At 38.3% G+C, this 12,758-nt stretch carries 13 protein-coding genes and 1 riboswitch; of the genes, 11 read left to right on the forward strand and 2 right to left on the reverse strand.

All coding sequences use genetic code 11. The annotated features are described in order from the left end of the window. Positions 1-43: 43 nt before the first annotated feature. Positions 44-141, forward strand: a riboswitch (purine riboswitch). An 83-nt stretch (positions 142-224) separates the two neighbouring features. The 5 genes from IGL98_RS07615 (at position 225) to purB (ending at position 5,209) form a co-directional block, all read left to right on the forward strand. Then, positions 225-806 (forward strand): xanthine phosphoribosyltransferase, encoded by a 582-nt coding sequence (locus IGL98_RS07615; protein WP_206843017.1) that lies wholly within the window; start codon positions 225-227, stop codon positions 804-806. A gap of 2 nt (positions 807-808) precedes the next feature. After that, the gene (locus tag IGL98_RS07620; protein ID WP_206911772.1) at positions 809-2,137 is read left to right on the forward strand and encodes a nucleobase:cation symporter-2 family protein; all 1,329 of its coding nucleotides are present in this window, start codon (positions 809-811) and stop codon (positions 2,135-2,137) included. 155 nt (positions 2,138-2,292) lie between these two features. After that, the gene (gene purE / locus IGL98_RS07625) at positions 2,293-2,781 is read left to right on the forward strand and encodes a 5-(carboxyamino)imidazole ribonucleotide mutase (RefSeq protein ID WP_206843023.1); all 489 of its coding nucleotides are present in this window, start codon (positions 2,293-2,295) and stop codon (positions 2,779-2,781) included. Beyond that, positions 2,774-3,895: a 5-(carboxyamino)imidazole ribonucleotide synthase gene (gene purK, locus IGL98_RS07630; RefSeq protein ID WP_206911781.1), complete on the forward strand. Its 1,122-nt coding sequence runs from the start codon at positions 2,774-2,776 to the stop codon at positions 3,893-3,895. Before purE ends, purK begins: the two co-directional genes overlap by 8 nt. A gap of 18 nt (positions 3,896-3,913) precedes the next feature. Then, positions 3,914-5,209, forward strand: a complete 1,296-nt coding sequence (purB, locus tag IGL98_RS07635) for an adenylosuccinate lyase (RefSeq protein ID WP_206843024.1) — start codon at positions 3,914-3,916, stop codon at positions 5,207-5,209. Between the two features lie 55 nt (positions 5,210-5,264). Here the strand turns inward: purB and IGL98_RS07640 are convergent, their stop codons facing one another. Further along, complete coding sequence (locus tag IGL98_RS07640; RefSeq protein ID WP_206843025.1) at positions 5,265-5,588, reverse strand: inorganic pyrophosphatase; 324 nt, start codon at positions 5,586-5,588, stop codon at positions 5,265-5,267. A gap of 72 nt (positions 5,589-5,660) precedes the next feature. Continuing rightward, entirely contained in the window at positions 5,661-6,047 is a 387-nt protein-coding gene (locus IGL98_RS07645; RefSeq protein ID WP_206911771.1) for a hypothetical protein, read from the reverse strand. Between the two features lie 297 nt (positions 6,048-6,344). Here IGL98_RS07645 and purC point away from each other — a divergent pair, with 297 nt between their 5' ends. The 6 genes from purC to purM are packed head-to-tail and all read left to right on the forward strand — an operon-like array spanning position 6,345 to position 12,756. Further along, entirely contained in the window at positions 6,345-7,061 is a 717-nt protein-coding gene (gene purC, locus IGL98_RS07650; RefSeq protein WP_206843027.1) for a phosphoribosylaminoimidazolesuccinocarboxamide synthase, read from the forward strand. Positions 7,062-7,083: 22 nt separating this feature from the next. Continuing rightward, complete coding sequence (gene purS / locus IGL98_RS07655; protein WP_069644964.1) at positions 7,084-7,332, forward strand: phosphoribosylformylglycinamidine synthase subunit PurS; 249 nt, start codon at positions 7,084-7,086, stop codon at positions 7,330-7,332. 1 nt (position 7,333) lies between these two features. Further along, entirely contained in the window at positions 7,334-8,017 is a 684-nt protein-coding gene (gene purQ / locus IGL98_RS07660) for a phosphoribosylformylglycinamidine synthase subunit PurQ (RefSeq protein ID WP_206843029.1), read from the forward strand. Next, positions 8,014-10,236, forward strand: coding sequence for a phosphoribosylformylglycinamidine synthase subunit PurL (gene purL / locus IGL98_RS07665; RefSeq protein ID WP_206911770.1), 2,223 nt, complete (start codon positions 8,014-8,016; stop codon positions 10,234-10,236). The genes purQ and purL overlap by 4 nt, the downstream gene beginning before the upstream one ends. Further along, on the forward strand, positions 10,221-11,663 hold the full coding sequence (gene purF, locus IGL98_RS07670) for an amidophosphoribosyltransferase (protein WP_206911769.1): 1,443 nt from the start codon (positions 10,221-10,223) through the stop codon (positions 11,661-11,663). Before purL ends, purF begins: the two co-directional genes overlap by 16 nt. A 52-nt stretch (positions 11,664-11,715) precedes the next feature. Then, positions 11,716-12,756, forward strand: coding sequence for a phosphoribosylformylglycinamidine cyclo-ligase (gene purM / locus IGL98_RS07675; protein ID WP_206843032.1), 1,041 nt, complete (start codon positions 11,716-11,718; stop codon positions 12,754-12,756). Positions 12,757-12,758 lie beyond the last annotated feature (2 nt).

The raw sequence follows: 12,758 nt of genomic DNA on the forward strand, positions 1-12,758 counted from the left end.
AAAACAATTTTTTTCATTGAAATTTTCAGAGTTTTGTACTATTGTATACTAATAACAAGAAGCTTATATATGATCATAATAAGGATGATCGTCTCTACCCAACACCGTAAATGTTGGTCTATAAGTGAAAAAGAGTCTCAGACCCTTTTTTGCTTACGCAGAAAGGGTCTTTTTGTTTTTATAAAAAGTGTCGCATAGAAAAATTGGTGAAGGAGTCGGAAGAAATGGAAGAATTAGTACAACGAATCAAAGAGGATGGGCGCGTTTTAGGTGAGGGTGTCTTGAAAGTAGACAGCTTTGTTACCCACCAAGTAGATCCTAATTTAATGGAGGCTATCGGCTATCGTTTTGCTGAAGTATTTGCAGATGCCGGTATCACAAAGGTTGTCACGATCGAAGCTTCAGGGATCGCACCTGCTCTTTTTGCGGCAAAAAAATTAAATGTACCAATGATTTTTGCTCGTAAAGCAAAAAGTCTAACTATGGACGAAGAGTTATTGACAGCTTCTGTTTATTCGTTTACTAAACAAGTGACAAGTCAAATATCTATTTCAAGAAAATTCCTATCAAGCGAAGATAAAGTATTGATTATTGATGATTTTTTAGCAAATGGTCAAGCAGCAAAAGGATTAGTCGAATTGTGCCAACAAGCAGGAGCTAACGTGGATGGAATCGGTATTGTTATTGAAAAGTCTTTCCAAGATGGCCGAGTTTTATTAGAAGAAATGGGTATGCGTGTTGTTTCATTGGCTCGTATTGCTTCTTTGAAAAATGGCGAAGTCGATTTTCTTGAGGGGGATGCATAAACTTGCAAAGCAAAACAGAGCTAAAGAAACCAATCGAGCAACCTGAGACAGAAAACGGTAAGGCAGCAGTCTTAGGCCTCCAGCATTTATTGGCGATGTATGCTGGCGCGGTGGCTGTACCATTGTTGATTGGAACCGGCTTAAATTTTAATTCAGAACAGATGACCTATTTGATTTCTATCGACATTTTTATGTGTGGGATTGCAACTTTACTGCAGTTAACTGTTAATAAATTTTTTGGAATTGGCTTGCCGGTGGTACTTGGCTGCGCAATTCAAGCGGTGGCTCCGTTGATCATGATTGGTAGTGATAAAGGTGTGGGCGCAATTTATGGCTCAATTATTGCTTCTGGTATTTTTGTTGTGTTAGTCTCGGGTATTTTTTCTAAAATCAAAAAGCTATTTCCGCCTTTAGTAACTGGGACTGTGATCACCGTGATCGGTTTAACACTGATTCCAGTTGCAGTCGAAAAAATGGGCGGAGGGCTCGCGACTGATCCTAATTTTGGTGATGGGACAAATTTACTTCTAGCTTTTGTAACAATTGGATTGATCATTGTGATTCAAGTTTGGGGTAGAGGGTTCATCAAATCAATCGCTGTATTAGTTGGGTTAGTTGGCGGGACGATTCTTGCGGCTCTTTTAGGTCAAGTGAATTTAGCGCCAGTTGGTGAAGCAACTTGGTTTCATTTTCCGCAGCCACTTTACTTTGGTACGCCAACCTTTGATATTTCTTCAATTTTATTGATGATCATTATCTCGATTGTTAGTATGGTTGAATCAACAGGTGTTTATTTTGCTTTAGGTGATATTACAGGCAAGCACATTGGTGAAAAGGAATTGAAGAAAGGATACCGGGCAGAAGGATTAGCAGTTATTTTAGGTGGTATTTTTAATACATTCCCTTATACTGGTTTTTCGCAAAATGTTGGGTTAGTTCAGCTTTCTGGGATCAAAACAAGACGACCAATTTATTATTCAGCATTCTTTCTGATTGCATTAGGATTACTACCAAAAGTTGGAGCAGTTGCTCAAATCATTCCAGAACCTGTTTTAGGTGGTGGGATGTTAGTGATGTTTGGTATGGTAGCGGTACAAGGTATGCGTATGTTGTCGAAAGTTGATTATAATAATGATAAAAACTTACTGATTATTGCGATTTCTATTGGCTTTGGATTAGGGTTCAATATGCTTCCGACCTTATTCCAACAAATGCCCGAAACGTTAAGAATGTTTACTGGAAATGGCATCGTTATGAGTAGTTTGACAGCGATTATTTTGAATTTATTGTTTAATGGTCTGAAAAGTGAAGAGCAGATAGAAGAATTATGATATAGAAAAACCGGACATTTTTCCGGTTTTTCTTTTTTTGTCAGTTTATTACGAACATTAATATTAAAAAAAACTATAATATTCGATTTTATTTTGACAGCTAAGTTTTCCATTGATAAAATATAGAATGAATAGAGAAAGAAAAGGGGAATGTTATGTCTATCGTGGTTTCAGTGGTTATGGGAAGTACATCTGATTGGGCAACAATGAAACATGCCTGTGATAGTTTGGAAGAATTTAACATTTCTTATGAAAAAAAAGTGATATCAGCTCATCGTACACCGGATTATATGTTTGAATTTGCTAAGCAGGCGCGTGATCGTGGAATTAAAGTCATAATTGCTGGTGCAGGAGGTGCTGCTCATTTACCTGGGATGATTGCGGCCAAAACAACTTTGCCAGTAATCGGTGTTCCAGTTCAATCGAAAGCATTGAATGGACTGGATTCGTTGTTATCTATCGTTCAAATGCCTGGAGGTGTCCCTGTTGCGACTACTGCAATTGGAGAATCTGGTGCGAAGAACGCCGGACTGCTTGCAGTTCAGATGCTTTCCATGTATGATGTAGAGTTAGCAGGGAAATTAGACGCCAAGCGTAAATTTCTTGAAGAAACTGTGATGGAAAGTAGTGATGAACTTGAATAAACCTTTATTACCGGGACAAATGATCGGTATTATTGGTGGCGGACAACTAGGAAGAATGATGGCGCTTAGCGCACGAGAGATGGGTTTTCGTGTGGGCGTTTTAGATCCAACGGTTGATTGTCCTGCTGCTCAAGTCGCTGATTGGCACTTATTAGCTGATTACGATGACATAGAAGCTTTAGAAGAACTAGCAAAACGTTCGCAAGTCTTGACTTACGAATTTGAAAATGTTGATGTTGGAGCATTGATGCAGGTTCAAGATTTAGTTAGTATTCCTCAAGGAACGGATCTTTTAGCAATTACACAAGATCGTTTACTCGAAAAATCTTTTTTAGAAGCAAATAATATTGTGATTGCCCCATTTGCTACCATCGTAAGTCCAACTGATATTCAAGATGCTATTGATGGGATTGGTTATCCGTGCGTCTTAAAAACAACACGTGGTGGTTATGATGGTAAGGGACAATTTGTTTTATACAGTACGTCTGATTTGGCGCCTTCAATGAATATTCTAAGAGAAGGGACTTGTGTATTAGAAGCGTGGATTCCATATGAAAAAGAAATTTCGGTATTAGTAAGTGGGAATGGACAAGGAGAGTTCACAGTTTTTCCTGTGGTTGAAAATATTCATCAAAACAATATTTTACATGAAACGATTGCACCTGCTCGAGTGGCTGGAGAAGTCGTTGAAGAGGCACAGCGGATTGCTCGTGTTATTGCAGAAGCGGTTGATCTAGCAGGGACTTTAGCTGTGGAAATGTTCTTGACAAATGATGGCGGTATTTATGTAAATGAATTGGCACCAAGACCACATAATTCAGGACATTATTCGATCGAAGCTTGTACCATGAGCCAATTTGATGCCCATATTCGCGGTATTTGCGGTTGGCCGCTGCCTGAAGTTGAACTTTTATCAGAAGCTGTAATGGTCAATATTTTGGGCAATGAAATCTATGAAACGATGGATGTGATTTCTGAAAAACCGGATTGGCATTTCCATTACTATGGGAAAGCAGAAGCGAAAAAAGATCGAAAAATGGGCCATATCACTATTTTAACAGAGGACATTTTTGAGACATTAGAAGATATTTATCAAACCAATATTTGGGATTAAAAAGGAGCAAATAAACGAATGATCGATCGTTATACACGACCTGAAATGGGTGCAATTTGGACAGATGAAAACCGCTACAATGCTTGGTTGGAAGTAGAGATTCTAGCTGATGAAGCATGGGCTGAATTAGGTGATATACCTAAAGAAGATGTACAAAAAATCCGTGACAATGCATCATTTGATGTTGCGCGTATTTTAGAAATCGAAGCTGAAACGAGGCATGATGTAGTTGCTTTTACTCGTGCAGTATCAGAAACTTTAGGGGAAGAGCGTAAATGGGTGCACTATGGTTTAACGAGTACGGATGTGGTTGACACAGCTTACGGTTATTTACTGAAACAGGCGAATGATATTTTACGGGAAGACTTAAAGAAATTTACTGAGATTATTGGTGAAAAAGCGAAGGAACATAAACATACAGTCATGATGGGGCGTACTCATGGTGTTCATGCTGAACCAACGACATTTGGTTTGAAATTGGCGTTATGGTACTCAGAAATGAAAAGAAATGTTGAACGTTTTGAGCATGCTGCTAAAGGTGTAGAAGCGGGGAAAATCAGTGGTGCAGTGGGAACGTTTGCGAATATTTCACCTTTTGTAGAAGAATATGTTTGTGAACATTTAGGGATTCGGGCACAAGAAATTTCTACTCAAGTTTTACCTCGTGATTTACATGCAGAATATTTATCGGCAATGGCTTTAGTTGCGACAAGTATTGAAAAATTTGCAACTGAAATTCGTGGGTTACAAAAATCCGAAACAAGAGAAGTAGAAGAGTTTTTTGCAAAAGGTCAAAAAGGGTCTTCTGCGATGCCGCATAAAAGAAATCCAATTGGCTCTGAAAACATGACAGGACTTGCTCGTGTTATTCGTGGGCATATGGTGACGGCCTATGAAAATGTGACCTTGTGGCATGAACGAGATATTTCCCATTCTTCAGCGGAACGAATCATTATTCCAGATACAACAATTTTATTGGATTACATGCTAAATCGTTTTTCTAATATCGTAAAAAATCTAACGGTATTTCCTGAGAATATGAAACGAAATATGGACTCAACGTATGGTTTGATTTATAGTCAACGTGTCTTGTTGAAGTTGATCGATCATGGTATGACAAGGGAAACGGCTTATGATTTAGTGCAACCAAAAACGGCTTACGCTTGGGATCATCAAACGGCATTTAGACCATTACTTGAAGCAGACGAAAAAATAACTTCGGTTTTATCTAAAGATGAATTAGATGATGCATTTGATTACAATTATCATTTGAAAAACGTTGATATTATTTTTGAACGTGTAGGATTGGCATAAAAATATATAAAGTAGTGGAGTCACCGTAGGGTGAATCTGCTACTTTTTTTGTCGATCAGAGTATTTTCACATAACTATCAAAATGCTGTTCAATAAAGAATGTTTGTTCAATAATTTCTTTTTCGCTGATCGTTGTTCCTTCGGGGATCACGATCCACTTTGTCTCATTGTCATCATTTCTATGGATGATCGCACTCACAATTCCCGTAAAGTGACTCATTTTTTTTGGAGGAGTATTTAAAATATAGGCGTCTTGCTCTTCATCGTCTCCACCGATGACCCCAGCTATATAGCCATAATTGATTGGATAAATATTTCCAAATGTGTCTTTATAACCGATTGGCCGGTCGACGGTTACTATTACTTTTAATTTTTCCATACAGACCTCTCTTTTTTAGTAGTAAAAAAGACTAAAACGTTAGAAAGGTTTAGTCTTTTTATTATTATAGTGTTAAATCGTGATTTCTTGAAAAGTACGAATCGGTGAAGAAATTGGGGCTTTCAACTTAGAAAGTAGGTGTTCGATAAAAAGGTAGCTACATTCTTGTGAATTGAAATAAACATGTATACAATATTTATTTTTAAAAAAGTGCTGTTCATGTATTTGATTTATGACTAACTCATTGTTAAGACTATTTATATAACGAAACGTTCGTTTACGTATTTCTGAATGTCGATGAACCGCTCGTTTTAAATTTTTAAATGTGTAGTAAGAGCTATGTTGATTTAACTTGTGGACTTCCTCTAATGCCAGTAAATCATTATACAATTTTGTTCTTTCTTCAGGTATTAATCCTGTCAAAAAATCCTGTGCCAAACTGTCATAATCGCTCGTCATCCTTGTGTTCCCTCCTAAAAAATCATCACTAATAAAAAAAATGCAAAAGTGAATTTTCTAAAGATTTACTTTCGATTAGCATACCACTTTTTTTAATAGTTGTAAATGCTTACAAGGTTTTCTTAAGTTTAGAAATATGGATTTTGGATAAACACGAACATTATAAGTGTTTTTTACGTTTATTGTTAATGAATGTTTGACTGTTTATAGGCAACTTGCTAAACTGTAATCAGATGATAAGACGAATTATAAATATTATTTTTAAATAAAATATACGGAAATGGATGTGTCGTGCTAGTGAGAGATAGCATATTATTATACGAAGGAAAAGCAAAAAAATTGTTTGAAACAGATGATCCACAAATAATAAGAGTGGAATATTTAGATCAAGCAACGGCATTAAATGGTATTCGTAAAGATATTGTAGAGGGAAAGGCAATATTGAATAATCAAATAACCGCACTTGTTTTTGAGCAATTCAAGCTAGAAGGAATACAAAACCATTTTATTGGAAAAACATCAAAATACGAACAATTGGTTGAGAGGCTTGAAATGATTCCTTTAGAAGTTGTGGTGAGAAATGTCTCAGCGGGCAGTTTTGCAAAACGATTAGCTATCTCAGAAGGCCAAACACTTGAATTTCCAGTTTTGGAATTCTACTACAAAGATGATCCCCTTGACGATCCAATCATCAATGATGATCATGTCAAGATTCTGAAAATCGCAACTGAACAAGAAATCACAACGATAAAACGCGAGGCATACAAGATAAATCAAACTTTGATTGAGTTGTTTAAGAAAATAGATATTCGTTTGATCGATTTCAAAATAGAATTTGGCCGCAGAAAAGACGGAACTATCTTATTAGCAGATGAAATCACACCAGATACTTGTCGTTTATGGGATGAAAAAACAAACGAACATTTAGATAAAGATGTGTATCGCAGAAATATAGGGGATATCGTACCTGTATATCAAGAAGTCCTAGATCGCTTAGAGCAAACGTTCAACTAAAAATAAAGGAGAGTTGTTTAGTATGTATGATGTGAAAGTATATGTTACGTATAAAGATTCGGTTTTAGATCCTCAGGGTGAAGCAGTTAAAGGAGCAGTTCATCGTCTTGGGTTTAGCGAAATTGATGAAATTCGTATAGGAAAGTATTTTGAAATCAAAGTCAGAGAAGCAGCACAACCTATTGAAGCCGTGATTGAAGAGATCTGCGACAAATTGCTTGCTAACGTTAATATGGAAACGTATCGATACGAGATCGAGGAGGAAGCTTGATATGAAGTTTGCGGTGATTGTTTTTCCGGGCTCAAATTGCGATATGGATTTGTTATGGGCGGTCAAAGATATTTTAGGTGAAGAGGCTGAATATGTGCGTCACGATGCAGACAGTTTGGCGGTGTTCGATGGCGTTTTGATTCCAGGTGGATTTTCGTACGGGGATTATTTAAGATGTGGCGCAATTGCTCGTTTTTCAAAAATAATTAAGGAAGTGATTCGGTTTGCAGACGAAGGGAAACCCGTTTTTGGAACTTGTAATGGGTTTCAAATATTAACGGAAGCAGGTCTTTTACCGGGGGTGTTACTGCGGAATGAATCGCTGCATTTTGTTTGTAAACCGGTATCTTTAAAAGTAGTGAATAATCAGACCCCTTTTACCTCAGACTATCAAAAAGATGAAGTGATCCAGTTACCAGTAGCACACGGAGAGGGAAATTATTATTGCGACGAATCAACGTTGGAACAGTTAAAAGCGAATCAGCAAATTGTCTTTACCTATGCCGATAAAAATCCAAATGGCAGTCTAGAAAATATCGCAGGAATCATCAATGAAAAAGGCAATGTCCTAGGAATGATGCCTCACCCTGAACGGGCAGTAGAAAGTTTGCTAGGCTCAGAGGATGGTTTGCGTTTTTTCAAATCGATTGTTAAAAACTATGGAAAGGTCAGGGCAAGTGTATGATGAAAGTCAAAGAACCTACAGCTCAAGAAATTAAAAGTCAGCGTATTTATTCCGAATGGGGCTTAACAGATGAAGAATATCGAATGATCGAAGAAGATATCTTAGGACGCATGCCAAATTATACGGAAACAGGACTATTTTCTGTGATGTGGAGTGAACACTGCTCCTATAAAAACTCAAAACCCGTATTAAGAAAATTTCCTACAGAAGGACCACAGGTTTTACAAGGGCCGGGTGAAGGAGCTGGCATTGTAGATATAGGTGATAATCTGGCTGTGGTATTTAAAGCAGAAAGCCATAATCATCCATCAGCTGTTGAACCATATGAAGGAGCGGCTACAGGGGTTGGTGGAATCATCAGAGATATTTTTAGTATGGGTGCCAGACCAATTGCAATCTTGGATTCATTACGCTTTGGTGAATTGACGAATGAACGGACTAAATACCTTTTAGAAGAAGTCGTAGCGGGGATCAGCGGATATGGGAACTGTATTGGGATTCCGACTGTTGGGGGTGAAGTGGCCTTTGATTCATGTTATGAAGGAAATCCATTAGTAAATGCGATGTGCGTTGGCTTGATCGATCACAAAAATATTCAAAAAGGTCAGGCAAAAGGTGTAGGTAACGCGATTATGTATGTTGGGGCGAAAACAGGACGCGACGGCATTCATGGTGCAACATTTGCTTCTGAAGAATTTGTTGAAGGCGAAGAACAACAGCGTTCAGCCGTTCAAGTAGGTGATCCATTTATGGAGAAATTATTACTTGAAGCATGTTTGGAATTGATTTTAGAGCACGCTGATATTTTAGTGGGAATTCAGGATATGGGGGCTGCAGGCTTAGTTTCTTCGAGTGCAGAAATGGCTTCCAAAGCAGGAACTGGTTTGATTTTAGATTTAGATGATGTACCTCAGCGTGAAACTGGAATGACGCCTTATGAAATGATGTTGTCGGAGTCTCAGGAACGCATGTTGATCTGTGTTAAAAAGGGGCATGAAGCGGAAGTTGTCGAACTTTTTCAAAAATATGAATTAGATGCTGTAACGATTGGGAAAGTAACAGATGATGGCTTATATCGTTTGAATCATAAAGGTGTAGAGGTAGCGAACTTGCCTGTCGATGCTTTGGCAGAAGATGCTCCTGTTTATAATAAGGAGCGTAAAGAACCAGCTCGAATCAAAAAATTTGAAGCACTAGCAGATTTTCATCCTGATATAATCAGTGGAACAGAAACGTTCTTAAACTTACTGAAACAGCCAACAATTGCTTCTAAAAAGGTGATTTATGAAACATATGATTCTCAGGTTCGAACTAATACAGTTGTGCTACCTGGAAGTGACGCAGCCGTTTTACGCGTCCGAGGAACAAAGAAAGCCTTAGCGATGACTACTGATTGTAATGCTCGTTATCTTTATCTGAATCCAGAAATAGGTGGTCAAATCGCAGTAGCGGAAGCTGCAAGAAATATTGTGGCAAGCGGCGGTCAGCCCTTAGCGATTACGGATTGTTTAAATTACGGATCACCAGATAAACCAGAAGGATTTTGGGAACTTTGGACCTCAGCTGATGGAATTGCAAAAGCCTGTGAAGTCTTAAAAACGCCAGTGATTTCAGGGAATGTTTCTTTATACAATGAAACGAATGGTCAGGCGATTTATCCTACACCAGTAATTGGAATGGTTGGTTTGATAGAAGACCTAGCACATATTACCACGCAAGAATTTAAAACAGTGGATGATTTGATTTATATTATTGGTGAGACGAAAGCTGATTTTAATGGCAGCGAGCTACAAAAAATGACTCTTGGTTTGATCGAAGGGAAAATAATGGATTTTGACTTAGTTGTTGAACAAGAAATCCAACAATCAGTACTGACGGCGATCAAGGCAGGATTGATCGAAAGCGCCCACGATTGTTCGGAAGGTGGATTAGCGATTGCGTTAGCTGAGTCGGTCTTTAAAAATGAACTAGGAATAGAAGTTGATTTAGGTATGCCAGTTTCATTTCTTTTTTCTGAATCACAGTCGAGATTTGTCGTGTCGATCAAGGCAAAAAATCAGATTATATTTGAAGAAATGATGAATGAGAAAGCAGAGTTTATTGGGAAAATAACAGATAACGGAATAATCAATATTCAAACGAAAGATCAAAAAATCGAGGTCTCAACACAAACAGCCAAAGCGTTGTGGGAGGAAGCTATTCCATGTCTTATGAAGTGAAAAGTTTAAATGAAGAATGTGGTATTTTTGGTATTTGGGGACATCCAGACGCCGCTCGTGTGACTTATTTTGGGCTCCACAGTTTGCAACATAGAGGGCAAGAAGGTGCGGGGATTGTTTCTAATAATGAAGGCAAACTAAATGGCTATCGGGGATTAGGATTGCTTTCTGAGGTATTTAAAGATGATCGTTGTTTGGCTTCTTTAAGTGGAAATTCTGCGATTGGTCATGTGCGCTATGCTACTGCTGGAAATGGGAGTGTGGATAATATCCAGCCGTTTTTATTTAAGTTTTACGATGGTGCTTGCGGCTTAGCGCACAACGGCAATTTAACGAATGCAAAAAGCTTACGAAAAGAACTAGAACAAGATGGAGCGATTTTTCATTCGAACTCAGACACTGAGATTTTAATGCATTTGATTCGTCGTAGTAAGCAACCGACATTTATAGAACAGCTAAAAGAAAGTTTACAGACAGTCAAAGGTGGTTTTGCTTATCTTTTGATGACAGAAACGGCAATGATCGCAGCTCTTGATCCGAATGCATTTCGACCATTGTCTATCGGTCAAATGAAAAATGGTACTTATGTGATTGCTAGCGAAACGTGTGCATTAGAGGTCATTGGGGCTATATTTGTCCGTGATGTGGGACCAGGTGAAGTGATCATTATTGATGATACTGGCTATAAAATAGAGCGTTATACCGAAAAAACACAATATGCAATTTGCTCAATGGAGTATATTTATTTTGCTAGACCAGATTCCAATATAGCGGGAGTCAATGTGCATACAGCACGCAAAAATATGGGGAAACGATTGGCGAAAGAAGCGCCGATCGAAGCGGATATGGTCGTTGGCGTCCCAAACTCCTCTCTTTCAGCAGCTAGTGGCTATGCTGAAGCCAGTGGTATTCCTTATGAAATGGGCTTGGTAAAAAATCAATACATTGCTCGAACGTTTATCCAACCTACCCAAGAATTGCGGGAACAAGGAGTTCGAATGAAACTTTCTGCTGTTCGTGGGGTAGTAGAGGGAAAACGCGTGATTATGGTAGACGACTCAATTGTACGAGGGACAACAAGTCGTCGTATTGTACAATTACTTAAAGATGCTGGTGCCAAAGAGGTTCACGTACGCATTGCATCACCTCCGCTACGATTTCCTTGTTTTTATGGAATCGATATCCAAACACGAAAAGAATTGATTGCTGCCAATCATTCAGTAGCTGAAATCGAGCAGTTGATCAAAGCGGACTCGCTAAGTTTTTTAAGTGAGCAGGGATTGATCAATGCGATTGGGCTGAATTATGATGCACCTTATTCTGGACTGTGCATGGCCTATTTTAATGGTGATTATCCAACGCCATTATATGATTATGAAGAGAACTACCAAGCAACGTTAAAGGATAAAGTCAATTTTGCGCAATAAATCAAAGATCGTAAAAAGAATATCGTTCATGAATTATTAGGAGGAAATTACAATGGCAAATGCCTATACAAAAGCGGGCGTTGATGTTGAAGCAGGTTATGAAGTGGTCGAAAGGATCAAAAAGCATGTTAAACGAACTGAGCGTATCGGAGTGATGGGCGCACTTGGTGGTTTTGGCGGTTGTTTTGATTTAAGTGCGGTGGAAGTGAAGGAACCTGTCTTAGTTTCGGGAACAGATGGAGTAGGAACAAAATTAATGATCGCAATCCAAGAAAATAAGCACGACACGATTGGTATCGATTGTGTGGCAATGTGTGTGAATGATATCGTTGCTCAAGGAGCAGAACCGCTTTATTTCCTTGATTATATTGCGACAGGGAAAAATAGGCCGGAGCGCTTGGAGCAGGTAGTCGCAGGGGTAGCTGAAGGTTGTCTTCAGGCAGGAGCAGCATTGATTGGCGGTGAGACCGCAGAAATGCCAGGAATGTATAACGATAATGACTATGATTTAGCTGGATTTGCTGTTGGAATCGCTGAAAAAAATCAATTAGTCACAGGTTACGATATCCGAGAAGGAGACGTTCTTCTGGGGTTAGCATCTAGCGGAATTCATTCAAATGGTTATTCTCTTGTCCGTAAAATTTTCTTTGAAGCTCATCAACTTAATGGGAATAGCATGATTCCAGAATTGAATGGAAAACAATTAGTGGATGAACTTTTGACTCCAACAAAAATTTATGTAAAAACGATACTACCACTAATAAAACAGGAATTAGTGAATGGTATTGCTCATATTACTGGTGGCGGTTTTGTGGAGAACATTCCTAGAATGTTAACTGAAAATCTGTCAGCAGAAATACACTTAGACAGCTGGCCGGTACTGCCGATTTTTACAACTTTAAAAAAATATGGTCAAATTTCAACAATGGAAATGTATGAGATTTTTAATATGGGTATCGGAATGGTTTTGGCTGTTTCGCCTGAAAAAATCGATGATGTTCGAACGATTTTAAGTGAACTCAACGAACCAAGTTATATTATTGGAAATATCACTGGAAAAGACAAACAAAGTGTTGTTTTTAAAGAGGTGTAAGA

This window comes from Enterococcus sp. DIV0840, from assembly GCF_050527835.1.
GTDB classification, from domain to species: domain Bacteria; phylum Bacillota; class Bacilli; order Lactobacillales; family Enterococcaceae; genus Enterococcus_L; species Enterococcus_L ureasiticus.

Excerpts from the sequence above, each read along its gene's own strand:
- purQ (WP_206843029.1), top strand. The coding sequence starts at position 7,334 with ATGAAGTTTGCGGTGATTGTTTTTCCGGGCTCAAATTGCGATATGGAT.
- purF (WP_206911769.1), top strand. The coding sequence starts at position 10,221 with ATGTCTTATGAAGTGAAAAGTTTAAATGAAGAATGTGGTATTTTTGGT.
- purB (WP_206843024.1), top strand. The coding sequence starts at position 3,914 with ATGATCGATCGTTATACACGACCTGAAATGGGTGCAATTTGGACAGAT.
- purM (WP_206843032.1), top strand. The coding sequence starts at position 11,716 with ATGGCAAATGCCTATACAAAAGCGGGCGTTGATGTTGAAGCAGGTTAT.
- purL (WP_206911770.1), top strand. The coding sequence starts at position 8,014 with ATGATGAAAGTCAAAGAACCTACAGCTCAAGAAATTAAAAGTCAGCGT.
- purE (WP_206843023.1), top strand. The coding sequence starts at position 2,293 with ATGTCTATCGTGGTTTCAGTGGTTATGGGAAGTACATCTGATTGGGCA.
- purS (WP_069644964.1), top strand. The coding sequence starts at position 7,084 with ATGTATGATGTGAAAGTATATGTTACGTATAAAGATTCGGTTTTAGAT.
- IGL98_RS07615 (WP_206843017.1), top strand. The coding sequence starts at position 225 with ATGGAAGAATTAGTACAACGAATCAAAGAGGATGGGCGCGTTTTAGGT.
- IGL98_RS07640 (WP_206843025.1), bottom strand. The coding sequence starts at position 5,588 with ATGGAAAAATTAAAAGTAATAGTAACCGTCGACCGGCCAATCGGTTAT.
- IGL98_RS07645 (WP_206911771.1), bottom strand. The coding sequence starts at position 6,047 with ATGACGAGCGATTATGACAGTTTGGCACAGGATTTTTTGACAGGATTA.